The following is a 24,902-nucleotide window of genomic DNA, read 5'->3' on the forward strand; positions in this document are numbered from 1 at the left end:
CTATAGAAACATTTTATACTTTTCGTTATATTGTGTCAAGTTCCTGTTTTCGTTTGACTTTTTTTTGTGCACCTTTTATAATCAAATCAGACTTATAAAACTGGAGGTTTCTTATGATTTTGACGCTTACTCTCAATCCTTGTATTGATAAAACTATTTATCTGGACCAGCTGGAGGTCGGCTCCTACAACCGCGTGAAAAGTACCCGAGAGGATCCGGCCGGAAAAGGGCTGAATGTCAGCATTGTTCTGAATAATCTGGGCGAGGAGACTCTCTGCAAAGGATTCAATTTTAAGAACAACGGACGGCTTCTTGAGGAGCTTCTTGACCGCCATGGGGTTGCCCGGAATTTTATTATGGAGAATGGGGCAATCCGGACGAATATCAAGCTTTTTGATCAGTCCTGCCAGGTGATGACCGAGGTCAACGAGGCCGGCCCCCTTGTCTCCTCCTCCTGCGTGGAGGAGCTTCTTAAAGATATGGAAGCATCCCTTGAGCGCGCGGATATCCTGGTTATGAGCGGCAGCATCCCTCCCGGAGTTCCCACGGATATCTATCAAAGGCTTATCCGCATGGCAAAAGAAAAACAGGTAAAAACCGTGCTGGATGCCGCAGGAGAGCCTCTGCTTCTGGGGCTTAAGGAAAAGCCCTTTCTCATCAAGCCCAATACCCTGGAATTTGAGCAGGCCTTCCAAAAGGAGATCGAAAGCGGTATGGATACCCTTGAGATTGCCCGCCGGGTGGTGGACAGCGGCATTCCTTATCTCTGTCTTTCTATGGGCTCCGACGGCGCCATGCTCATAGATCGTGAGCATGCTTACCGGGCAAAGCCCCTTCCGCTCAAGCCCCTTGGGCTCACCGGGGCAGGCGATTCCATGGTGGCCGGTATGTGCTGCGCCATCCGTAAGAATCTGAGCACCCCGGATATGCTCCGCTACGCCATGGCCGCCGCCGGCGGCTCCATCCGCCAGGAGGGAACCATCCTTGCCGGAAAATCCGATGTGGAAGAGCTGCTTCCTCTGGTAGAAGTGGAAACTGTCTTGTAAGAACAAACCGAGGCTGCGGAGAAATATGCATTTCTCCACAGCCTCTTCTTTCTATACTGCTATTCAAAATCCTTTTCCAGTAAAACCAGATTGCCAAACTCATCTGTACGGCCTTTACGCCGCTTTCCAAAGAGTCCCCGCTTGTCTCCGCGCTCTATCGCCTCGTCAATCATCTCTTTCACTTCGGCCACATTTACCAGGTGATCGCTTGTCTGACGATTGCCTATGCGGTTGTAAAGGGCCAGCACTGCCATCTCGTCAAAGACGCATTCCTGCTCTCTTGCATAGGATTCGCCGAAGGCAACCAGCTCCTTGTTCGTAAAGGTGGGAAGCTCTATGGTACGAGTGAACTTAGCCGCCAGGCTTTCACAGCGGATAAACAGATCCCGGATCTCTTCCTTCTCATCCTCCAGAATGACCAAAAGCCCTCCTGTCTTCCGGGTCATGGCATGGGATAGCTGGACTGCCGTCTGGGTTTTCAGACGTCCGGCCTTTTCAATGAGAAGCGCTCCTCCTCCCAGCTTTCCGAATACAGTGGAGATATTCTTGCCGTTCAGGCTTTCCGCCTCCACCTTTACCAGCTTAGCCCCGGTATTTTTCCGCTGCTTCTCAATGGCTTTTACAATATCGGAGGCCAGGGTTGTCTTTCCTGTTCCGCCCTCTCCTGTGATAACCAGGTTGCCCACCAGAGAATCCTCTCTGCGCTCCCCGCGCATCCGATCCTCTTCTAACAGCTCCGCAAGCTGCTGATTCATGCCGCGGACAGAAGTAAAGTATGCAAAAAGCTTCTTCTGTTCCTCGGAGAGCTGTCCCGGCGGAATGGTTGCAATCTCCTCCTCCAAGGCCTTCTCCAGCTTTTCCATCATGGGAGACGGGGATACGGGCTCTTCCTCCGGCTCCTCTTCCTCTTCTTCGGATACTGCCGGCTCTTCCTCCTTGGTGAACGCCAGGTTCTCTTCTTTTACAAAAGGCTTATCAAGGCTTTCCGCCTCCAGAATGTCAATGATATCATCAAATCCGTCGGGAAGCTCATATTCCAATATAGTTGCAATATCGCAGGTTTCATCCAGACGTTTCTTGGGATCCCTTTCCGGTTCCCGGACCGCTTCCTTCGTCGATTCTTTCTTCTTTGGTTCTTTCTCCTTCTGCCTGCTTTCTTCCTTCCCTTTCTGTATGGGCTCCACATGCACCCGGACCGGAAGCTGGCCTTCAATCTCATCAATCAGCCTCTGAATCTCCTCCGGAAGGGTCGGAATGACTTCTGTATTCAGCTCCGGGAGCTGGCCGGTGGCCCGCAGATATTCGCGCTCTTTACGCTTGGCCTCGTCCCGTCTGGCCGCCTCGGCGATGGCTGCCTCTGTCTCCTTTTTCTTTTCCTCCCAGCCGTTCAGAATGTCTTCTATGGTCATCTGGCCTGTAATCTGCCGATCCAGCACATTTTCTTCCATATCAAAAGTGAGCTGGCCGCTCTCGTTCTGACCTAAAAACCTGGGAAGACGGAAGGTGTCTCTTTCCAGTCTCTGTACCGGTCTTTCTGCCGGCTTGTCCTGACCGGCCTTTAAATCCGGCTCCTGAACACTCTCATATTTTGAAGCAAGAACCGCTTCCTCCTGCTCCGGTTCGGCTACCGCAATTTCTTCTTCTTCTTCTTCTGCTTCCTCTGACTGCTGCCGGGCGGCTTCCTGCTCTTCTTCTAACCTTCTTAAGGCTTCTCTTTGTTCCTCTTCTAACTTCCTCCGGGCGGCCTCCTGTTCCTCCTCCAGCTTCTTACGGGCAGCCTCGCGCCTTGCTCTGGCCTGTCGCTTTTTATGAGCCTCGGCCTCACGCCGCTCTTTTTCCTGCTGCAGTCTGGCCGCTTCCTGTTCCGGATCTTCCTCCTCTTCCTGGGGTGCATCCGCCCAGGGCGCAGGCACGGGCTCGGGATTGGTCTCCCTTGCAAGCTCCTCCCTCATAAAGTCCTGAAGTCCCTCTGCCAGGGCTGCCTGGAGATTGCTGGTGTTAAACTCGTCCATATTGATCTGTTTAACTTCTATCTCCTCCGCCTGGTTTTCGGACATCATCTGACGGTACTTTTCTTCCTGGGAGGCTGTCAGCGGCTGAATCCGCATCTTCAGCTCCATGGCCTTCATCACGTACTCGCCCTCGCTGAACCACAGAATCAGATCGTCGCATTCCTCCACGCACTTGGCTATCATGCCTTCCTTATAGTAGAGGGCCGCCAGCTCGTAAGCCCATTGTTCCTGGTATTCCCGGCTCTTATATTCTTCCAGAACGGCAATCTGATCCTCAACAGAGGAGCCTCTTCCCTTGTAAATCTGATATTTCAATACATAGCGGCTCAAATCATGGGGCGCTATCTTTGTAAATTCTTTGTATAATTCAATGGCCTCGTCAAAGTTTCCAAGCTTTACGGCCACTTCCACCATGCGGTATACAATCATACGCCCGATAGGGGCGCAGTCATACGCCATGTTCAGAATCTCATTGCAATCCTCATAGCGCTCCAGGTTCTCGTAAATCTCACTGACGCTCATCAGCAGGCTTGTATTGCGGATCTTGCTCCAGTCTATGGAATCTGCAATCTTGGCTGCGGCTTTATATTTTTTCTGCTCAAGCAGCTTTTCCATCTGTTCGGTTTTTATCTGAAATTCATACTTGTCCAACCGTTCCACCTCAATCAATTCCCGTAAACAGCAGATATGCAAAAGGCGTCTGTACGGGCTTCCGGCTCTATAAATACCATATCTCGCCCTGTTCTTAGAGCATTTGTCAAAATATGCCGTAGATAGTCTTAGTGTATCACAGGGCACATGCCTTGTCAAAATTTTTTCTCTTAAGATTCTCCCCGGATTCCGCAAAAAAGAACCGATATCCGGACAGCAGTTTCTGGCAGAATATCGGTTCCTTTCGGTGATGTTAAAAATGCAGTAATAGATATATTTTACATTTTACTTTTTCATAAACGTAAACTGTGCCATTAATTTCTACTATAATATCTTTTTATTCTTGCAAAGCAATAAATGCTTTATAAACTAAATTTTTGAGTTGTAGCTGCATTAAATAGGTCACACTTAAACTATATCGTACAGCGAACAGTGAAAAATCAAATTGAAGTTCCTGTCGAATTATGGTAGTATTTATCTGGGAATACCAAGATGGTAGGCGGTTAGCCCTCTCCGGAGGGACTGTGACCCTCCGATTACATAGAAACCCACAAGGGAATCTGGAGAAAGGAGGGCTGAGCCAATGGATATTTTAGGACTTATGGCGGTGTTAAGCTTTGGCTTGACCTGCTTTGGAATAGGATACTCTATCGGTAAGGATAGTAACAAGACACAGAAATAGCCGCCCCAGTCTAGCAAACTAAGCGGCCATTTTTGTTTAGCATATGTTGGGCTAACCGTCTATCGGTAACGCCTGTTGGGCATCTGTTGACGCAGGTGTCCTTCTTTATGTTCAATATACCACAATCTTTAAAGTGCAGCAAGCATTTTTTAGCGGTTATCCAATTCGCTCCCCTTTTTCTGTTACTGTTCACGCACAACTATTCTGCGAGCAATGAGCCAAGCACCGTACTTGCACGAACATTTGACTTTACCAGATAATCTATCATATTCCCAAACAGCACATCATAGCCTTCCCAGTCGCAGAACTCCCTCGGCGCCCAGTGGGGAGAGCAGTCGCTGGAAAAGATACCGCTTCTGCCTTCTCCATACGTTCCGAATGCAATAAAGGGATCGCCGCAGATCGTCGCCACAAGCTCTGCGCCTTCTTTTAAAATGCTTTTATTGTATCCCAGAACCGGCGGCCACTCCCCAGTGATCCCCTTTAAAACAGGATGCTCGGAAGCCTCCGTTTGCGCCGATACCCCTTCGCAGTGCTCCATTCTGTCATCACAGGTGAGAAGCTGCACCGGAAGAACGTCCTGCACCGGCGTGGCCCACCATTTTCCCTGTCCCCCGATTCCGTTGAAGGTCATATAGCCTCCAATCATCAGAAGCGATCCTCCCTCCAGCACATAATCCTTAAGGAGGCTGCAGCGGTTTGGAAATCTTTTCCCCATGGTAAATGTTTCCGTGGGAATCAGCAGCGTATCCGCACCCACATCCGACAGCACTACACACGCATATTCTTTTAACTCCTCCATGGTAAACGGAAACTGATCCGCCGCAATGTGGCTTGGCATATATACAAATTCATATCCAGCCTTTTCAATGGCCTTATCAATCCATCCAAGACCCGTCTCATACTTAGAGGCTGAAAAAGAATTAAATCCCTTCACCTCTGTCACGGTGGCTGTCCATGATTCGCCTACAAATAATACCTTCTTTGACATAATATCCCTATCCTTCCCTTTCTGATTTCATAGTTTACCGCTGAAGCCGAAACTCTCTGCGAACAAGGAGACGCCCAGATTCAGCTTTCCTCCAGCAGCTTTTCTATCTCACTGCGCAGGGCCATGGCCGGAGCCGTCCCCTGTCTCGTTACCGCCAATGCGCCTGCCGCATTTCCATAACGCATTGCTTCAAAGATATCCTTTCCTTCCGACAGAGCCGTGGCAAAAGCGCCGTTAAACGCATCTCCCGCCCCTGTGGTATCGATTGCTTCCGTCTTCATGCATGGCAGCAGCTCCCTCTTTTCTCCGTCATCGGCATATGCACCCATTGCTCCCATTGTAATCACGACATTCCGAACGCCCTTATCCTGGAATACCCCGGCGCCGGCATGCCGTCTGTGCGGCTGATCAGATCTACCGCAAAGCTTCCGAATACAACAATTGGTTTTCCCATATCCGCCCTGCCTTTCTCTTCGAGAATGTTCTTTTTCACAGTGTCTCTTACTGCTTACTTAAAAAATACGCATACCTGGCTATGGATTCCAGATAAACCTCTACCGGCACATATTCATTTACCCCGTGAACTCCGTATTCATTGGACCCCGGTCCCATGGTAATGGCAGCAATCCCGTGATCCTGCAGGTAATTGGCGTCCGACGTGCTTAAGCAGGACTCATAGACCGGCTCCCTTCCGAAGGCCCTCGCCGCCTCTGCAAGCTGTCTGCATAAAGGATGTTCCATCTCCACATTGACAGGCGGCTTGGCTGAGAGCAGATAGGGAATCGTGACAACCGGCGGATGCTCTTTAAGCCAGAAGCTTCTTTCTGCTGCCCGGTTAACGGCTCCTTTAAAATAAGCAAACGCTTCCTCCTGGGAAATGCTCGGATTATACAGCATGCTTCCTGTGATCTTGCATTTCTCTGCTCCTGCCGAAAAAATGCCCTTGCTTTCAATTCCGGAGAAATTGATGGTAGTAGACCCCCATTCCGTCAGCGGATGGTTCGCATACTGCCCCAGCTCCTTTTCCAGCTTCTGAAGCTCTCCAATCAACTCAATGGCAAGTTCAATGGCATTCTTTCCTGGAACATTTTTCACGTGATAACCATGGGGATAGAGAGTATGGTGGCGTGATGCGATGTGATAGCTTAGTCCCTGCACCTCAATTGTAAAATAAAACTCCCCCTGGATTGCCGGTACGACAGCCAGGTCGTTGGAAGGCTCCATCACAATGCATTCCTTTGCAAAATAGCCTCTTTCGATGATACTGTCTACGCCGAATTCCCGGCCTCCGTTCTCCTCTGACATCACATAAGTAAAATACAGCGGCCTTTTCGGCTTGACGCCCAATTTGTGCAGTACGTGCATTGCCATCAAGGGGGCTGCGCATCCTGCCTTCATGTCAGACGCCCCCCGGCCGTATATCTTTCCCTCTTTTACTGCGCCGGACCAGGGGCCGGCATCCTCTCTCCACTCCGCCTTCTGGAGCTCCGTTACCGGAACCGTATCCGTATGTCCTGCAAACAGAAGGGGTTCTCCCTCTCCCTCGCTGACTGCCGCAACATTTGAAAAATCATTTCCCGATTTCCAGAAATCAACCTTGTCAAAAATCCCATATTCTTCCAGCTTCTTCTGCATCCAGAGATGGCATGCAAAAGGCGCCTTATTTTCGCCCAGGGCAGGATTCGTGGAATCCTTCTGTATATACTCGCTCAGAAAACCGATGTATTCCTTCCGGTTCTTATCTACGCACTCTCTTATCCTGTCTATGATATATTCCATGGCTCTTCCTCCGTTCCAGCCTTCAAATACGCTCAGATACTTTAGAAACAGGGCTGCCTTACTTTCCGACAGCCCCATTGTCAGAAAAACACGTTAATCCGTGATTGATAAGAGCTTTACTCAAGGGGATAAAGAACCTTGTGCACATCGGGATCATTCATATTTTCTTTTGTTACCACAACAACGTCGGTCGCCACCTCCTGGGGAACCTCTTCCCCTGCGAGAGCCTGATTAATATACTCTACTGCCAATCTTCCCATTTCATAAGGCTGCTGTACAATCAGCGCGTCAATGACGCCGTTTTCCAGATACTGAATCTCGTCCGCCGCTGCGTCAAAGGCAACCACATGCACGCTCTCCTCAAGGCCTGCGTTAATCAGAGCCTGGCTCGCACCGATGGCACCTCTGTCGTAAGCTGCAAAGATACCTGCGACGTCCGCATTTGCCGTCAGCATGTTCTCTGTGTTGGACAAAGCTGCTGCCTGGTCTGCGCCTCTTAAAGTCTCCAGCAGCTCGATTCCGGAATGTTCAGCCGCTGCCGCTTCCGCACCGATGCCCCGGCCGTCGTTTGAGGGAATGCCGGCCAGCGCATTGATTACAACTGCCTTCCCCTGTCCGCCCATAAGCTCTATAAGCGTTTCCATTGCAAGCCGTCCGCCTGCCTCATTGTCTGTGGCGATGTATGAGGTAACCTTATCCGTATTTACGGGGCCGTCTACTACAACCACGGGAATTCCTGCATCCTCTGCCTTCTCCACAGAGGGAACCAGAGCGTCCGAATCAACCGGAATCAGAATGATGCCGTCAACTCCGCTGGATATGGCATTTTCCATCAGATCCATCTGGCCCTGGATATCTCCGTCCTGGCTGGGGCCTGTGTAAATCAATTCTCCGCCGCTCTTCTCAAGCTCTGCCAGGGAGCCTGCCTGTACGTTCAGCCAGTATTCGCTGTTTATGGACATTACAATCATCTGTATTGTCGGACCGTCCTTTGTCTCCTCAGCGGGGGCCGGCTCTGCCGCATCATCTGTATTCTCTGCTGTGGGTTCCTCTGTCTGCTCCGTATCTGCCCCCGGCGCCGGCGCCTCCGCCTTTGAACCGCAGCCGGCCAGTGCGGCGGCCGCCATAGACATGGCTAAAATTACTGCTGTCAACCTTTTCTTCATGTTCGTTCCTCCTTTTTTCTCTGTGGGTTTCCTTTTTTCTATGAGAAAGGTCAGCTGACCTTTTCCCTCTGTAGGATATCTGCAAAAACGGCCAGGACTACCACCACGCCGATTGCAATCTGCTGTACAAAAGAGTTCAGCCCAAGCAGCGTGAAGCCATTGTTGAGAACGCTGATGATCAGCGCGCCAATGAGAGAGCCTTTCACCGATCCGCGGCCTCCGGAGAAGGACGCTCCTCCGATTACCGCTGCCGCAATGGCGTTGGATTCATAGCCGGCTGCCGCATTGGGCTGGGCTACCGCAAGCCTTCCCAGAAGGATAACTCCGGCTGCCGCTGCCAGGAAGCCCTCGATGGTATAGGTAAGCATGGTATTTCGCTTGATTGCTATTCCGGACAGCCGGGCTGCCTCATAGTTGCTGCCAATGGCGTACAGGCTGCGCCCGTAAGAGGTGTACACCAGCAGAATATGAATGACAACCGCCGTAAAAATCATAATCACGATGGGATTGGGAATCCCGATAAAGGTTCCCTGCCCAATCACCCTCACAGCTTCCGGAAGCTGTGAAACCGGAAGCCCGTTTGTAATCAGAAGAGCAGTGCCCCGGAAGATTCCCGTTGTACCCAGGGTGGCCACAAAGGGCGGAAGCTTCATATAGGTAACGATGAAGCCGTTGACCGCTCCCAGGGCTGCGCCTGCAAAGCAGGAAATAAGCATTGCCCAGAAAATGGGACAACTCGCCTTCATCAGATACGCAGAGACAATGCCTGCCAGAGCCAGGACCGCCCCGATAGACAGATCAATACCTCCGATAATAATAACCATCAGCATCCCGATGGATAATACTACATTGACAGACGCCTGGATCCCGATGTTCTTCAGGTTATCCAGCGCAAAAAACTTGGGTGAGACCAGTCCCATACAAATGATCAGTATCAGCAGTATCAGTAATGAGCCCGCTTTCTCCATAAAACTTTTAAGATTTAACTTCATATCCGTCCTCCATTTCCCTTTTGCAGCAGTTCCTTTCGCACACCAGCTTTTATTCTTGTTCTGCGCTTTCCAGGTATCCCTTAAGCGCCAGCTCCATAATTTTTTCCTGTGTAAAGTCGTTTCTTTCCAGTACTCCGGTCAGAGTGCCATTGCTCATAACGGCTATCCGGTCGCTGATTCCCATCAGCTCCATCATATCGGAAGAGATCAGTATCACAGTCTTTTGATCCAGCACCAGCCGGTCAATCAGCTCATACATCTCGGTCTTGGCTCCCACGTCGATTCCTCTTGTGGGCTCGTCAAAGATAAAAATATCCGAATCACTGAACAGCCACCTGGCAAAGATCACCTTCTGCTGGTTTCCTCCCGACAGGTTTTCAATCAGCGTCCTGGAAGAGGGCATCCGGATTTTCAGCTTTTCCCTATAATATTCCGTTACCTTTACGGCTCTGCCCTCTGTAAGGAAGCCGAAACGGCCCAGCTTTGAAAAGCTGCTGATTACCACGTTAGACCAGATGCTCTGTCCCATTAAAAGTCCAAGCCGTTTTCTGTCCTCGGTCAGAAAAGCAATCTTGTGTTTTACGGACCGCTTTGGATTGGAAAGCTTTACCGGACTGCCGTTAATAAGGATTCGTCCGGATACCATCCGGTCTGCGCCAAATATAGCCCTTACCAGTTCTGTTCTCCCTGCGCCTACCAGCCCTCCGATGCCCAGCACCTCGCCCTTTCTCGCCTGTAAGCTTACGTTCTTCACAAGTCTTGGCAGGCTGAGATTCTCCACCTCCAGAGCCGGAGCTCCTGCTTTGTGCCCGCTCTTGGGATAGTACTGGGTCACGTTTCTTCCCACCATCATGCGGATCATCTCGTCTATATCTACGGCTGCCGCTTCCTTTTCTCCCACATAGGTCCCGTCCCTCAGTACCAGGATCCGGTCGCCTATCCTTTTGATCTCCTCCAGGCGGTGGGAGATATAGATGATGCTGATGCCTCTCTCCTTAAGCCTTTGGATGTATTCGAACAGCTTGTCCACTTCCTGGCTTGTTATGGATGCAGTCGGTTCATCCATAATGATGACCTTGGCATTTTCCTGGCTGATGGCCTTTGAAATCTCCAGCATCTGCTGTCCGGCAACGCTTAGGGTTTCCACCTTTGCATGGAGATCGTATTTCAGATCCATCTGGTCGATGATTGACTGGGCCTGCCTGTGGGCCTCCTTCCAGTCCACGAAGCATTTGAAATCTTTTCTTTTGGGAAATCCCTTTGCCAGAAGCAGATTTTCCGTAATGGTCATGTCGGGAATCATATTTAATTCCTGGTGGATAATGTAGATTCCTTTTTCATTGGCATCTCTGATTCCCTTTGGGATATACGCTTCTTTGTCAAGGGTCATTTTCCCTCCCTCGTCAGCCATGTATATCCCGGACAAAATTTTTACAAAGGTAGACTTTCCGGCGCCGTTTTCTCCCACAAGCACCAGCACCTCCCCTTTGTACAAATCCAGGCTGATGTTGTTCAAAGCCTTCACTCCCGGAAAGGTCTTAGATATGTTTTCCACGCTCAATACTTTTTCTCGATCCATAGCGCCTCCTTGTTCTTCTTATGAAAATGCTTGATTTTCCGTTGTCGAAACGTTTTTACAAAAGGTAAAAAAATACCAGCCCTCCTTTTTTATTCAATTTTTGCGACAGAATTCCGCTCTATTAACTCAACATCTAAAATCTGCTTCTTTTTCTTAATATTCCCTTTCCGATCGTTCAGGATAGCAAGCAGCATCTCGGCTCCAATCTCCCCCATCTCGCTGGTTGCCCGGCGGATGCAGGTGATGCCGGGATATAGATAGCGCGCCACAACGGAATCGTCAAAGCCCACCAATGATATATCCTTTCCAATGACCATGCCGCGGTCGCACAGACACTCTGCGCTTCCGATGCAGGTAAGGTTGTTTGCCGCAAGAATGGCCGTGGGGGGATCCGCAAGCTGCAGCAGCTGGTTCGTCAGATGATAGCCGTCCTCCTCGAACCACTCTCCCACGCATATATATTCTTCCCTCACCGGAATATGATAACGTCTCAGGGTATCCTTGTAGCCGTTCATACGATCGATACCGATGTTGAACTTCAAGGGTCCGGAAATAATGGCAATTTTTCTGTGGCCGAAACGAATCAGCTCCTCCATCAGCAGAACGGCGCCTTTGTAATTATCCACGCACACGGAATACATATCGCTGCCGGGTATCTCCCGGTCAATGATAACCGTAGGCTTTGTACACTGATACAAGGTGTAATCTGTCTTGGCCGGAACGAGAATCATTCCGTCCACCAGATGGCTGAATTCTCCGTCAAAAACCGTCTGCTCCTTTTCGTAGAGCTCGTTGGTGGTGTAAACAAGGGTATAGTATCCCCTTGGACTGGCTACGGATTCAACTCCCCGAATCACAGAGGTGTAAAACTCATTTCGAATGTCGGGGACTACGATCACGATAAAGTGGGTTGCCCCTGTTTTCATGGATGCGGCCAGATTGTTCCGAACATATCCCAGGGCTTCGATTGCCTCATATACCTTATCCCTTGTTTCCTGGCTTACTCTGTCTTTATTGTTAATTACTCGTGAAACCGTTGATACGGCAACCTGGGCGTAATCCGCCACGTCTTTGATTGTTGCGCTCACTTTTGATCATCTTTCTATGTCGTAACGTTTTTACATATCTTTTAGTAAAAGTATACCATGGATTTTTGAAAAGTCAACATGAAATTGTCCATGTTTTCTTTGTTCTGGTATGGTTTAACTGCTAACTACCGTTCTTTTCAATAAATTTATCGTGTATCTGTTCAAGTAATGAAAAATCAACGGTACTTTTCAAGTATCCTATAGCAGAATTGTTTTCCTTTTTCTGCTTATAAAGAATTTTGGCATTCTGGATGATCTTGTTTTTATTTTTACGGATAAAAAGCATTTCCTTATGTATGAGGGCCTTGTAGGATAAGTCGGGTTCATATTCCATATCATACAGGGTTAATTCCGATGCAGGAACAGGAATCATATTGCTCAGCTTTAATGTCCCCTTTAATTCCAGTTCTCCGGATGAGGATTTGGAAGTAATGCGGATAATGGGAATAATGCTCCTGCGGATCTTCTGTATTCCATTTTCCATCCGGTAATCAGAATTTTTAGGGGAAGAAAGCGGAATATAGTAATGATATCCGTTAATGCTGTATACAATGCCAAGATATTTCCGCGTATGGTTTCGATCATTTTCTTTTGAGGAAAAAACATTTTTTTCAATGGTGCTGATATATGAAATGTATTCCTCGGATATTTCATATAATTTTAATTCGCTCATTCGAATCTCCTACACAAAAAGGGTGATCATAGCGATCACCCTTCGATTTTAAAGTTTCCCACTGTCTGGCAGGAACTCTCCCGAATATAAAGTTTTCCACTATCTGGCAGGAACTCTCCTGACGATGGTTTCCCATCTCTGATATTATTATATGTTTTTGTGAGAAATATGTCAACAAAAACAAAAAAACCCTTTATAATTCCCCTCCTCATCCCAATCCAATTCATAAAGCTGTCCGTCTGTGGACAGCGCCGGATTCTTCCGCACCTCCTCTATCATGCTCTCCGACACATAGAATTCCCCCAGATGCAGCGTATCCTTTGCCCATACAATTTTCACCGGCCCGCCCTGACTTAAACAAGTCTGTATACAAAAGGCCAGAGCAAGCCTGTCATTTTCCATAACAGGCGGCATTTTCATATAATAGACCGTCCTTGCCGTGATGCCGTTGGGATACGTCTCCTCAAAGGATGCCTTCTCAAGCACGCGCCGGGTGGTAACATCTGCATTTCCAATGCCCATAAAATTAGCCCCCGACTTTGACGACAGATCCAGCACCCCGATTCTCTGTAAAAACGGCTTCTCCGTCCAGCTACAGGAGCGTCCCACTACATTGGTATCCATGCCGCAGCCGCTGATATCCTTTCCAATCTGCTCCAGGATCAGCACATCCGCCTTGTCAAAGGGAATCCCTGCCTGCAGCTCTTTCGCCTTCTCAAGCAGTCTGGGCTCCTCTTCCTCTATGTATTCCGACGGTATTGCATGAATGGCATAGGTCTGATGATAATGATTCTCCAGGATTCCCACCCCAAAGGGAATGCTGCAGTTTTCCAGACAGCAGCGGCCGAAAGCCGGCACATTCTTATGCATCTGCGCCATTCCCTGCTGATGGCAGATACCCGCGCCGTGCTGTTTGCCCAGGCCGATTGCCAGCATCTTCATAATGCCGCTCTCAAAGCTTCCCCGAAAATCCGTGTGGGGCTTAATCCGCCCCACAGGTACAATATAATCGCAGGATAACGCAAACGCGTCCAGGCGCACCTCCAGCCCCTCCGGCGTATATCCCACATGGCCGGTTTCCATTGTGGCCGCAATCTCACAGCCGCAGGCCTCTTTTGTAATTCCATAATGCTCAAGAATGGCTCTCTGGCCTTCGGCAGAGGCTCCTCCGTGGCTGCCCATCCCCGGTACAATATAAGGCACCGCGCCGATGCGCTTCACCTCCTCCGCCAGCGTTCTTAGGATCACAGCGCTGCCTGCAATCTCACGGCTGGATGCCGAAAAGCATACCGTACTGCCTGCCCGAATCCGTTCCAGCGTCCCCTCCCGCTTCAATGCTTCACGCACTGCCTGCGCCGCGTCCTCCGTATGGGTATCCTCCATGTGATTTCTCACTTTATAAAATCCCGGGATCTCCACATCCCTTAGCAGTTCAGCAATAACTCCCATCAAAATCTCCTTTTTATATGAAACCGAACATTCTCGGAAGCCCCAGTACCAGATCCGGGAACACACTGATGCACACAAGAATCACCAGATCTACAATCAAAAACGGCAGTACCTCCCGAATCAGATTTACCATGGCACATTTTCCTACGGACTGGGTGGTATATAATGCCATTCCAAAAGGCGGTGTCAGCATCCCAATCATCAGGTTTGTTACGACAATCACGCCAAAGTGAACGGGATTGATACCGGCAGCCGCTGCAACCGGATACAGGATCGGCACCAGCACCAGTATAGACGGCGCCGTATCCATGAACATTCCCCAGACCAAAAGAATCACGTTGATAAGAAGCAGCACCAGCGCTGTAGAGTCAGAAAAAGCGCCCAGAAGAGCAGACAGACGGGCCGGGACATTCTCAATAGCCAGCACATAGGAAAATGTGGTTGCTCCTGCAATGATGAGATAAATCACAGCCGTCTGAATCAATACATTCTGACACATCCCATAGAACTCTTTTAAGGAAATCCGGTTGTAAAGCAAGGTGGTAATAAGCAGCGCATAAGCCAGCGCCACCGCCGCAGCCTCCGTAGGCGTAAAAATACCGCTGTTCATACCTATCAGAATAATAACAACCGTCATCAGCGGAAGAAGAGAGCTGACGATTACCCGGACAGCTTCCTTTAGGGGAATCTTCTCCGTCCTTTTGGGAAATGCTCTAAAACGACCTTTTACAAAAATAACAGCCGCAGCCCCCAGTCCGATCAAAACTCCCGGCACTGCGCCGCCCCAGAACAGCGCTCCTGTGGAAAGCCCTGTTGCAGAGGCCACCAGCACTGCCGGTATACTGGGCGGAATCAAGGGGCCCTGAATTGCAGTCGCCGCCGTAACCGCACAGGAAAAATCCTTGTCAAAGCCCTGTTCTTCCATAGAAGGAATCAGAATCGATCCCAGAGAGGCAATGTCCGAAAGGGCGGATCCGGTAATCCCGGCAAAAAATGTGCTGGCAAGGGTATTGACATATGCCAGTCCGCCGCGCACCCGTCCAATCAAGAGATCTGAAAACCGTACTATCGCCCTGGTAATGCCGCCCCGGTTCATAACCTCTCCGCACATGATGAACATCGGAATCGCCAGCAGCACAAAGCTGTCCATGCCCCGGAACATTTTCTCTATCACAACCATCAGAAACATGAGCTTTCCTGCCGCAATGCAATAGCTCAGACTGGAAAAAGCCATTACAAATACGATTGGCATGCCCAAAAACATTAAAACAGCAAATACTATCAATGCAGCAACAAGCGGATTCATTCCTTCAACCTCCTATTCCAGTTCCGCAGAGCCCATCCAGCACATCCTCATCCAGAAGAATTTCCGACCGCAAAAAACTGCGTTCGTAAATCCTTCTATGCGCTGGATGGGCTCTGCTGTTTATTTTCCAGTTCCGCAGAGCCCATCCAGCACATCCTCATCCAGAAGAATTTCCGACCGCAAAAAACTGCGTTCGTAAATTCTTCTATGCGCTGGATGGGCTCTGCTGTTTATTTTCCAGTTCCGCAGAGCCCATCCAGCACATCTTCATCCAGAAGAATTTCCGACCGCAAAAAACTGCGTTCGTAAATCCTTCTATGCGCTGGATGGGCTCTGCTGTTTATTTTCCAGTTCCGCAAAGTTCAAGCCTTCACTCCATCCCTTTCATTTCTTTGATGCTCTGCCACATTTTTACCGGAACCTGGAGCAGCATATTCCCAGCGCCGATTATCAATGCAGAAAAGGGAACTGCCCAGGGGATCCGGACGGAGGCGCACCAGATTGTCATATTACGCGCCACATAAATATAGCCGTAATATCCCATCACAACCAGAAAAACAGCCGTCAGCAGATAGAAAACGCAGGACAATATGCACTGCATCTTCTTGGAAAACATTCTGTAAAAAATATCTACCCTTGCATTGGCATCCATATAAACAACCGTTCCGGATGCAAAGTAAACTGCAAAGATCACCATATAACGGGTAATCTCCTCTGCCCAGGTAAAAGAGGTGGAAAATACATTACGTGTAAATACCTGTACAGCTGTAATCACTACGGCAGCCAGCAGAAAAAGGATTCCGATACCAAGCAGGAGCTGATTAGCCTTTTTTACAAAAGCAGCATATTTATCCATTCTGATTCCTTTCTTTTGTACGGGGGCTGCCGCACCATAAGGCAGCAGTCCCCTTGCCTTTATTTGCAGAAGTCTTTTTATCTGCGGATCTCTTCCACACGTTCCATGGCTTCATCCAGCAGTTCCGGTGTATCCATAACGGTACGCAGATACTCAAGAACCTCTCCCTGGCACGCCTGGCGGAATGCATCAATCTCCTCCGTACTAAGCTCTGTAACCTCAAGCCCCTTCTCTTTCAGCAAGGCCAGATTTTCTGCCTCTTTTTCCTTATACATGCCGTACTCTGCTTCCAGTGATTTCCGGGCAGCTTCATCTACCGCAGCTTTCTGTGCATCAGATAATGAGCCGTAGAAGTCCTCATTCATACAGAACAATCCGCAAAGGCACACATGCCCGTCCAAGGTCATATACTTCTGTACTTCCCAGGCGCTGATATAAACTGCATTGGCAATGGGATTCTCCTGCCCCTCCACTGCTCCCGTCTGCAGCGCCGTATAAAGTTCGTTCCAGCTGACATTTGTAGGCTGTGCTCCCAGGGTTTCAAACATTTTCATATGTGCCGCCACATTCATAGTACGAATCTTAAGCCCTTTCAGATCCTCCGGTGTCAGAACCGGTTTTTTGGAGTTGGTAATATGGCGCAGTCCCTCATTGAAAAATACCAGCGGACGGATGCCCGTTTTCTCTGTAATATCAGCCTGCAGCTTTGCAAAAAATTCCCCCTCCGGATCCAGCAATTCATATGCCTCTTCACCGGATTCAAACAAATAAGGAATATCTAAAAATCCCAAGTCCGGATAATAGGATGTTGCAAACTGGCCGTTGCTGATGCTCATGCAGGCTTCCAGTGTCCCCGATTCTACCTGTGTCAGCATACTGCTGGCGTCTCCCAGCTGGGCTGCCGGATAAAGCTCAACGGTAACCGTACCGCCGGAGAGCTCCTCCACCTGCTCCTTGAAGGTATAAGCCGCTTCGGAAAGGGCGTGTCCGCTGCGCTCCGCCGTCTCGGCCCAGCCCAGCTTCATGGTAACAGGTGTCTCCCCCGGCGCCGCCTCCTGTTCGTCAGAAGCGTTTTCCTCTTCCGTTTCCGGCTGCTGCGATACTTCTTCCTGCTCTTTTGGCTGGTCAGAAGCCGGTGAGCTGCCGCAGGCCGTAAGCCCCAGGATCATCGCAGCAGTAAGTGCCAGTACAATACGTCTTTTCATAGTAATCCTCCTTTATTTATAAATGCATTTTTAAGTTCAAGATAATTCGTAAGAGCCTCCAAGAAGACTAAGCTCCTTTAAGCGTCCGCGAATCTGCGCTTTTTCTTCCTCCGTTGCCGGAATAAACGGTGCGCGGGGGTAACATTTCAGAATCCCCCGAATCTCCAGCATGGCATAGATTGCCAGCTGGGTGGAGCGCGCCAGGTACATAATCTCACGCATCTCATTTACCTCAAACTGGGTCTTTCGGCATGCCTCATAATCCCCCTCTATACCTTCCCTGAACATTTTGCGGCAGATTTCCGGAAACGCATTGGCGATTCCGGGGATAAAGGCCTTGCATCCCAGCACGCAGGCAGGCAGCCACATGGCTTCTGTTCCCAGGGCCACGTCAAAGCTATCGCTCTTTAGCAGCCGCATGTACTTGGCCATCATCTGAATGTCAAAGGTTGCATCTTTGATTCCGCTTACCCCCGTCTTTTCCTTCAAATCAGAAATGACATCCAAATCCATCATATAACCCTGGAACTGCGGATTGTTGTACACGTAAACAGGCGCGCGCCCTTTCGCAGCCTTCACAAGGGCATCAAAATAATAAAGAAGCTGATCCTTATTGTGTTTGAAATAAAAGGGCCCCACCGAAGCCACTGCTGCCGCGCCGTTCTGCACTGCATGCTCTGTCAGCCGCCCGGCGCTTAAAGAATCCGCCGTGCCCACCTGTACGATAACCGGCACTCTGCCTCCGGCCGTATTGACCGTAACCTCAGCCACCCGTTTCCGCTCTTCTTCTGTCATCAATACGCCTCCGCCGTAAGAGCCGTTGATAAAGAGGCCGTCCACCTCTTCTGACAGAAATCCCGCCAGTGTTTTTAATCCCTCATAATCTACCTTCCCATTCTCACAAAACGGAGTGATCATAGGAGGCACTACCCCATACATCTGAAACATTTTTCTGCTCCTTTCTATTCCAGTTCCGCAGAACCCATCCTGCACATCTTGATCCAGAAGAATTTCCGACCGCTAAAACCTGCGTTCGTAAATCCTTCTATGCGCAGGATGGGCTCTGCTGTTTCTATTCCAGTTCCGCAGAGCCTATCCTGCACATCCTCTTCCAGAAGAATTTCCGACCGCAAAAACCTGCGTTCGTAAATCCTTCTATGCGCAGGATGGGCTCTGCTGTTTATTTTCCAGTTCCGCAGAGCCTATCCTGCACATCCTCTTCCAGAAGAATTTCCAGTTCCATTTTATAATTTCCTAATCTGCTCCAGAGCCACTGCTATGGAGCCGGTTACGGTCAGCCTGTCCAGCTCTTCCTTTTCATAAATAATGTCAATGGCTGTCTGCGGGCCAAATTCCTTTTTCAGCATATACTCATACATCCTGCAGCGGCTCTCATGCCCATAGAGGACGTAATGCTCCGCTCTATAGCCCTGCTCTCTCAATTCCCGGAAGGCATTGAGGTCGTCCGCCGCAATTGCCGCGTCCATGAACACTTCTCTTTCATGGCCGTCCGTATGCATCAGCACCTGCATAAAGCGCGGCATCAGCATAGTGCGGGCAAGCCCGGCATGCCGCACGCAGCTGGCTGCGGTTTCGATGAGTTCTTCCTCCGTATAGCCCCCCGGCTCCTCGCCCTCCACCGGAACCAGGCTCTTTCCTATGTTGGTGGAATTGCAGATTGCTTCAAACAGCTGTCCGCTGATGGTCGTACTGCTGGCAGCGATTTCTTGCTTTTCGTTGATATACATTACCTTGGTATGGGAGGATAGAGCTACAAAATTGCAGGGATATGCAAGCTTCATGCTTTTCATAATGCCGATACACTGCACTTCCTCGCCCCTCATAAAATCCACCTGCCGCAGCGCCTGTATCTTCGCCTCCGGATACTGGTTGCGCACGCCGCGCACAAAATAAATCGGACGCCCAATATCGAGAACCGCCGGATCCTCTACCTTCTCAATCCCTTCCGTCAACTGCTTTAAACCTGCAGGCGCCACCAGATGGGGAATCTCAATCAGTCCCACCTCCGAAGTAATCATGCCCGAGGCAATTGCGAATTCCACATCCTTATCCGCAATTTTATGTTCCTCCAATACCCGGAAAAACAGCTCCTCCACGCCTCTGCGGAGCTTGTTGCGGCTTCCTGTAATGGAGGTATCACGCACCCCTACCTTTGTGCGCCCGGAAGCAGCAATATTCTTGTTCTGATCCACAATATAGATTCGTGTCATGGTCGTTCCGCTGTCAATTACTGCAAACATGTTCTTTCCTTTCTATGCTCTAAAGCTCTCCGCCTTAAAATTGAGGATGGTTTACCGGATTCTTCGGTTTCTCTCCTGCCAGCACCCGGGCCGCCTCCTGTGCCGCCTTCAGCTGGAGACTGGCCACCGCCTCCTCGGAATACCACGCCGTATGGGGGGTGACAACTGCATTGTCCAGCTGCAGCAGCGGATGCTCCGGCGGAATGGGTTCTACTTCTGTCACATCAATTCCAGCCATGGCAATCCGTCTGTTCTGCAGGGCCCACACCAGATCTTCCTCCTTCACGATTGCGCCTCTTGCCGTATTGATAAAAATAACTCCCTCTTTCATCCTGCCAAATACATGCCGGTCAAACATATGATAAGTTCCGTCATTCAGCGGACAATGCACGCTGATATAATCGCTCTGCTTCAGCAGCTCCTCAAACTCCACCGGCCTCACATGAAGCTTTTCCGCTTTTTCCAGGTTCATCAAAGGGTCATAGGAAATGATATTTACACCAAAGCCGGCCATCTTTTTTGCCACAAGCTGGGGGATCCTGCCAAAGCCTACAAGTCCAAGGGTCTTACCCTCTACACGAAACAAAGGCTTTACAACGGTATAGCTGCTCTCCCCTCTTTTTACCTGTCCCGCCAGATAGGTCAGCTTCTTTGCGCAGTCCAGCAGCAGCGCAACTGCATGATTGGACACTTCGTCCAGACTGTAATCCGGCACATTGCAGACATAAATCCCTTTTTTCCCGGCCGCTTCCAGGTCAATATTATCTACACCGATGGCATACCGCACTATCACCCGGCACTTTTGCAGAGCCTGGATAACCTTTGCCGTAATCGGTGCAAACTGACAGATCAGAGCGTCACAATCCCCAGCCGCCCGGATGACTTCCTCCTCTGTCTTACATTGGTATGCCTCAAGCTCGATACCGCTGTCCGAGAACACCTTCTTTTCCTGTTCCAGGCTCTCATAGTAATAATCTGTAATTACCGCTTTCATGATACTTTCTGCTCCTTGTGTTTTATTGTATAAAACTAAGTTTTATTAAGTGGATAAAATTTAAACCTGCTTTACAGGCTTAAAGTAAAAAAGCTTAATCCACAGCAAAACCAAGCTCTTTTGAGATCGCTTTTGCCGTGCTCGTCACTTGTTCCAGATAGCTGTCATATTCTTCCCCGAAAAGGATGTCCTGCATGCCGCACAAGCTGATTCCGGCAATCATTCTGCCGCTCAAATCATAAATCGGCGCGCACAAGCTGCATACATGCACTTCATTCTCGCCCAGATTATAAGAATACCTCTTTTCCCCGGCCTCAAAAATGAGCTTTTTCAGTTTTTCTTTGTCTACAATCGTGTCTTCCGTAAACTTCTGAAGCTTTACATTCTTGAAATACCGTTCTATCTCGTCAGGACTGTCCTGAGCCAGAAACAAACGCCCGATCCCGGTGGAATAAAGCTCGCTGGTTTCCCCTCTCTGTACAAGGAGCTGCGTCCAGGCCGGCACTCTGCTTGGAACAATCTTTTCAACCATTATCAGAATGTCATTGTCCCTCAGTCCCAGGTAACAGATCATATCATTTTTATCGGAAAGCTTCTGAAGATATCTGGCGGCAATCTTACGCAGATCCAGGGATTCGAACTTCTGCTTTCCCAGGCAGTAAAGCTCCAGACCCAGAGAATACTTCTGTGTCTCTGCGTCATAGCTCACAAATCCGTCCTGGGCCAGCGTATATAAAATCCGCAGCATGGAGCTCTTGCCGATTCCCGCCGTCAGGCTCAGCTCGGACAAGGTCATCTCCGGCTTATCCTTAAAAAGCTTCAATACTCTCAGTGCATTTTGAACTGCATGAATGGTATAATCTCTTCCTGTACTCATCCGGTTCTCCTCTTTTCCATCCCGTTCTCAAAAACGCACAACTCCCTTAAAAACATCCGCTCCCTGGGCCGTCCACTTTAGCAGCTCTGTTCCCGCTTCCTCAAAAGAAGTCCTATGTGTAATAAAATCCCCTGGAGAAAGAATCCCCTGCTTCCAAAAATCTATGACGCGCTCAAAATCTGCCTTTGTTGAATTCCTTGTCACAAATAAGGAGGGCTCTTTCATATGAAACTCCTCTCCCGGTATCTCCAGCACGCCTTTACAGATGCCTGCAAATACAAGCTTCCCTCCCTGTGTAATCTGACGCCAGTCATTTTCCATCACAGATTTCACAGCTGTCGTATCCACTACTGCATCAAAAAGCTGTCCCTCGGTTATGCGTTGGATTGTGCTGTTATAATCATAGCTTACCGGGTCTAAAACATCAAGTTCGAATTGCTCCGACACGAACCTCCTTCTCTGCGCACTGGTATCTGCCAGTATCACTTCCGCCCCGTATGTTTTTGCATTTAGGGCGCAGCTTACGCCAATGGGGCCGGCCCCCATTACCAGCACCCGGTCTCCCGGCTTAAGCCCCAGCTTTGCAGCTGCATGGCATCCAATTGTGAGCGGCTCCAGCATCGCGATTTCTTCCGGCCTGGCATCCCCGGATATCTTTATCCAGTTCTCCGCCGGTGCGTTCAGATACTCCTGCAGGCTTCCGTCCCGATGTACCCCGTATAGCTCCAGGCTTTTGCAGGCGTTCGTCTGTCCCTTCTCACATGCCCTGCACTTTTTACAGGAAATGCACGGCATCAGACATACTTGATCTCCCTCCTTCAGATCCGAAACTCCCTCTCCTGCCTCAACAACGGTGCCGGCAGCCTCATGGCCGATTACCCTTGGAAAAGAAAACAACGGCTGGCGGCCAAGAATGGCATGCACATCGGAACCGCAGATACATACTGCGTCCATGCGAACCGTCACCGTGCCTTCCCCACACCTAGGATACAGCCGTTCCTCATAATGAAACTCCTTCGCCTTATCTAAAATCAGCGCTTTCACTCGTATCACCTCCTTTACGGTTTTCTGGTATTGTGCATCAACTGCTATTTTGTCAGATAACCGCCGTCAACCGGAATTGTCACGCCGTTGATATAGTCGCCTGCGCTGCTTGCCAATAATACCGCGGCTCCTTTGAACATCTCCGGTTCTCCCTAGTCGCCTTGAGGAATCCGTGCTTTTACGCTGGCATCTCTCTTTGGATCTGCGCGCAGGGCGGCGGACAGATTCGTTTTAATCCACCCTGGGGCAATGGCATTTACATTGATTCCCATGCCGCCCCATTCGCTTGCCAGAACCTTTGTAAGTCCCATCACGGCATGCTTGCTCGCCGTATAGGCTGTAGTGTTGAAACCGCCCAGATAGGACAGCATGGAGGCCAGATTGATGATCTTCCCCCGGGTTCCCTGCTTTAGGAACTGCTTTGCCGCCAGCTGTGAAAGAAAAAATACTGCTTTCTGATTGATCTGGATGATCGAATCCCACATCTCTTCCGTATATTCCAGGGCAGATGCCCGGGGACAGATTCCGGCATTATTCACCAGGATATCCAGGCGTCCGTAACAATCCAGTACTTTCTGTATGATACCCGGCAGCTCTTCCATGACACTTACATCCCCTTGGATGGGCAAAAATGCGCCGCCGATGCTTTCTACATACTGCTGCATCTCTATGGGCTCATGGCGGTTGTACACACAAGCAATGGAAGCCCCTGCTTCTGCCAGTCCCTTTGTGATGCCTCCGCCGATTCCGCTTCCTCCGCCTGTAATGAGCGCCACTTTTCCGGAAAGTTCAAATTCACTTAAAATCATCTCATCTGACTCCTTCCAACCGCCTTAGTTTTATCTAATAAAACTAAGTTTTATTTTTGTTCCATAGTTAGAATATAGCATAAACAATTTTATTTGTAAATGCGCAAATATCGCCAAAAATCAGCAGCTAAATTCGTTACATTTGCCGAAATCTTTTTGCACAAAATATGCAGTGACGCCTGGCAAGGCAGTTGCGCACGAACAGTAACCCAAGGCTGTATTTGATTATCAGACTGACACTGCTGCGGCTTTTCAGAATTCAGATTTTGGTGTATAATAAGCCTGTATACAGTTCCTTCCAAGCTTTTTGAAATTGTACAGAATCGGGAGAATGATTAAGATGTTTTTTATCATGGGAATCAGCCAGGGGAGAAAGAATTTTGCTTATCAGCAGATGTGCATCTGCGAACACTGCGGTTCTTACTGCAGATACGAGGTGTTTATGACTTATATGTATCTGTCGCTGTTTTTTATTCCCTGTTTTAAATGGAACCGGCAATACTATGTGCGGACTACCTGCTGCAGCACAGTTTACACCCTTGAACCGGAGGTGGGAAAGCGCATCGCAAGAGGCGGACAGGCCGAAATACTTCCCCAGAATCTAACGAAGATTCAGGCCGGATGCAGAAGCAGAGTAAAAAGCTGCGGTAACTGCGGATTCGAAACCCAGGAGGATTTTGAATTCTGCCCGAAATGCGGGAGGAGATTTTAAGCGGAGCCCGCTGTCTTCTCTCATCTTAGGTTCTTTCTGCCGCCTTAGCGACATTCAGTAAATGTCACCGGGAAGCTTAAAATTTAAATATTCGAGGTGTAAAAAATGGGATATCACATTCAAATTATGCAAGGCGATATTACTAAAATAGATGATCTGGAAGCGATTGTAAACGCAGCCAACTGCAGCCTCCTTGGAGGGGGAGGCGTAGACGGCGCAATCCACCGCGCCGCCGGGCCGCTGCTTCTGGAGGAGTGCCGGAAGCTTAACGGCTGCAGAACCGGGGAGGCAAAGATTACGAACGCCTATCATTTACCATGCAGATATATCATTCATACGGTGGGGCCTGTGTGGCGGGGAGGGCAGAACAATGAAGAACAGCTCCTTGAAAATGCATATCGAAATTCTCTTCAGACCGCGGTTTCCCATGGTATCAGAACAATCGCGTTTCCTTCCATTTCCACAGGTGTATACAGCTATCCGGTGGAGCAGGCTGCCTTTGCGGCAGTCAGAACCGTGCGGACGTTCTGTGAGCAGAATGCGGATAAGATCGATATTGTCAGATTTGTTCTGTTTGATCCGAGAACGTATGCTGTTTATGAGCAGGCAGTGAAAGAGCTATGTGCGGATGATATTTCGTGATTTATAAATTTCACAATACATTGCATTTTCATTATTATTTATCACATCTCTATAAATTGTTCTGTCTAATTTACTATACTCAGTAATC

At 49.3% G+C, this 24,902-nt stretch carries 23 protein-coding genes; 3 read left to right on the forward strand and 20 right to left on the reverse strand.

The window, feature by feature from the left end; genetic code table 11:
• Positions 1-113: 113 nt before the first annotated feature.
• Entirely contained in the window at positions 114-1,046 is a 933-nt protein-coding gene (gene pfkB, locus VV089_RS17600) for a 1-phosphofructokinase (RefSeq protein WP_334336810.1), read from the forward strand.
• Positions 1,047-1,105: 59 nt separating this feature from the next.
• On the opposite strand, the gene VV089_RS17605 is transcribed toward pfkB, so the two are convergent.
• The 20 genes from VV089_RS17605 to VV089_RS17700 all read right to left on the reverse strand — a co-directional run bounded on the left by VV089_RS17605 (position 1,106) and on the right by VV089_RS17700 (position 23,460).
• Entirely contained in the window at positions 1,106-3,709 is a 2,604-nt protein-coding gene (locus VV089_RS17605; protein WP_334336811.1) for a tetratricopeptide repeat protein, read from the reverse strand.
• A gap of 881 nt (positions 3,710-4,590) precedes the next feature.
• On the reverse strand, positions 4,591-5,382 hold the full coding sequence (locus VV089_RS17610; RefSeq protein WP_334336812.1) for a glutamine amidotransferase: 792 nt from the start codon (positions 5,380-5,382) through the stop codon (positions 4,591-4,593).
• 80 nt (positions 5,383-5,462) lie between these two features.
• Positions 5,463-5,720: a PfkB family carbohydrate kinase gene (locus VV089_RS17615; RefSeq protein WP_334337594.1), complete on the reverse strand. Its 258-nt coding sequence runs from the start codon at positions 5,718-5,720 to the stop codon at positions 5,463-5,465.
• 5 nt (positions 5,721-5,725) lie between these two features.
• Complete coding sequence (locus tag VV089_RS17620) at positions 5,726-5,875, reverse strand: hypothetical protein (RefSeq protein ID WP_334336813.1); 150 nt, start codon at positions 5,873-5,875, stop codon at positions 5,726-5,728.
• 8 nt (positions 5,876-5,883) lie between these two features.
• Complete coding sequence (locus VV089_RS17625) at positions 5,884-7,161, reverse strand: M20 family metallopeptidase (RefSeq protein WP_334336814.1); 1,278 nt, start codon at positions 7,159-7,161, stop codon at positions 5,884-5,886.
• A gap of 116 nt (positions 7,162-7,277) precedes the next feature.
• Positions 7,278-8,327: a sugar ABC transporter substrate-binding protein gene (locus tag VV089_RS17630; protein WP_172542005.1), complete on the reverse strand. Its 1,050-nt coding sequence runs from the start codon at positions 8,325-8,327 to the stop codon at positions 7,278-7,280.
• Positions 8,328-8,377: 50 nt separating this feature from the next.
• Entirely contained in the window at positions 8,378-9,319 is a 942-nt protein-coding gene (locus tag VV089_RS17635) for an ABC transporter permease (RefSeq protein ID WP_334336815.1), read from the reverse strand.
• 49 nt (positions 9,320-9,368) lie between these two features.
• On the reverse strand, positions 9,369-10,898 hold the full coding sequence (locus VV089_RS17640; RefSeq protein WP_334336816.1) for a sugar ABC transporter ATP-binding protein: 1,530 nt from the start codon (positions 10,896-10,898) through the stop codon (positions 9,369-9,371).
• A gap of 89 nt (positions 10,899-10,987) precedes the next feature.
• Positions 10,988-11,986, reverse strand: coding sequence for a LacI family DNA-binding transcriptional regulator (locus tag VV089_RS17645; RefSeq protein ID WP_334336817.1), 999 nt, complete (start codon positions 11,984-11,986; stop codon positions 10,988-10,990).
• Between the two features lie 121 nt (positions 11,987-12,107).
• Entirely contained in the window at positions 12,108-12,659 is a 552-nt protein-coding gene (locus VV089_RS17650; RefSeq protein ID WP_334336818.1) for a type III toxin-antitoxin system ToxN/AbiQ family toxin, read from the reverse strand.
• 171 nt (positions 12,660-12,830) lie between these two features.
• Complete coding sequence (locus VV089_RS17655) at positions 12,831-14,108, reverse strand: lactate racemase domain-containing protein (protein WP_334336819.1); 1,278 nt, start codon at positions 14,106-14,108, stop codon at positions 12,831-12,833.
• A gap of 13 nt (positions 14,109-14,121) precedes the next feature.
• Positions 14,122-15,414: a TRAP transporter large permease gene (locus tag VV089_RS17660; protein ID WP_172542010.1), complete on the reverse strand. Its 1,293-nt coding sequence runs from the start codon at positions 15,412-15,414 to the stop codon at positions 14,122-14,124.
• Positions 15,415-15,784: 370 nt separating this feature from the next.
• Positions 15,785-16,270: a TRAP transporter small permease gene (locus VV089_RS17665; protein ID WP_334336820.1), complete on the reverse strand. Its 486-nt coding sequence runs from the start codon at positions 16,268-16,270 to the stop codon at positions 15,785-15,787.
• Positions 16,271-16,347: 77 nt separating this feature from the next.
• A complete protein-coding gene (locus VV089_RS17670; RefSeq protein WP_172542012.1) occupies positions 16,348-17,475 on the reverse strand; it encodes a TRAP transporter substrate-binding protein in 1,128 nt (375 codons plus the stop codon).
• A gap of 36 nt (positions 17,476-17,511) precedes the next feature.
• Positions 17,512-18,423, reverse strand: coding sequence for a dihydrodipicolinate synthase family protein (locus VV089_RS17675; protein WP_334336821.1), 912 nt, complete (start codon positions 18,421-18,423; stop codon positions 17,512-17,514).
• A gap of 296 nt (positions 18,424-18,719) precedes the next feature.
• Entirely contained in the window at positions 18,720-19,736 is a 1,017-nt protein-coding gene (locus tag VV089_RS17680; protein ID WP_334336822.1) for a 2-dehydro-3-deoxygalactonokinase, read from the reverse strand.
• 34 nt (positions 19,737-19,770) lie between these two features.
• Entirely contained in the window at positions 19,771-20,730 is a 960-nt protein-coding gene (locus VV089_RS17685) for a C-terminal binding protein (protein ID WP_334336823.1), read from the reverse strand.
• Between the two features lie 94 nt (positions 20,731-20,824).
• The gene (locus VV089_RS17690; protein ID WP_334336824.1) at positions 20,825-21,607 is read right to left on the reverse strand and encodes an IclR family transcriptional regulator; all 783 of its coding nucleotides are present in this window, start codon (positions 21,605-21,607) and stop codon (positions 20,825-20,827) included.
• A 27-nt stretch (positions 21,608-21,634) separates the two neighbouring features.
• Positions 21,635-22,651: an alcohol dehydrogenase catalytic domain-containing protein gene (locus tag VV089_RS17695; RefSeq protein WP_334336825.1), complete on the reverse strand. Its 1,017-nt coding sequence runs from the start codon at positions 22,649-22,651 to the stop codon at positions 21,635-21,637.
• A 152-nt stretch (positions 22,652-22,803) separates the two neighbouring features.
• On the reverse strand, positions 22,804-23,460 hold the full coding sequence (locus tag VV089_RS17700; RefSeq protein ID WP_334336826.1) for an SDR family NAD(P)-dependent oxidoreductase: 657 nt from the start codon (positions 23,458-23,460) through the stop codon (positions 22,804-22,806).
• Between the two features lie 340 nt (positions 23,461-23,800).
• Here VV089_RS17700 and VV089_RS17705 point away from each other — a divergent pair, with 340 nt between their 5' ends.
• Together VV089_RS17705 and VV089_RS17710 are read left to right on the forward strand one after the other, a co-directional pair.
• Positions 23,801-24,172, forward strand: coding sequence for a zinc ribbon domain-containing protein (locus tag VV089_RS17705; protein ID WP_334336827.1), 372 nt, complete (start codon positions 23,801-23,803; stop codon positions 24,170-24,172).
• A gap of 105 nt (positions 24,173-24,277) precedes the next feature.
• Entirely contained in the window at positions 24,278-24,814 is a 537-nt protein-coding gene (locus VV089_RS17710) for an O-acetyl-ADP-ribose deacetylase (protein WP_334336828.1), read from the forward strand.
• The last annotated feature ends 88 nt before the right edge of the window (positions 24,815-24,902 follow it).

The organism is Candidatus Merdisoma sp. JLR.KK011, assembly GCF_036941125.1.
Lineage (GTDB): Bacteria > Bacillota > Clostridia > Lachnospirales > Lachnospiraceae > Laedolimicola.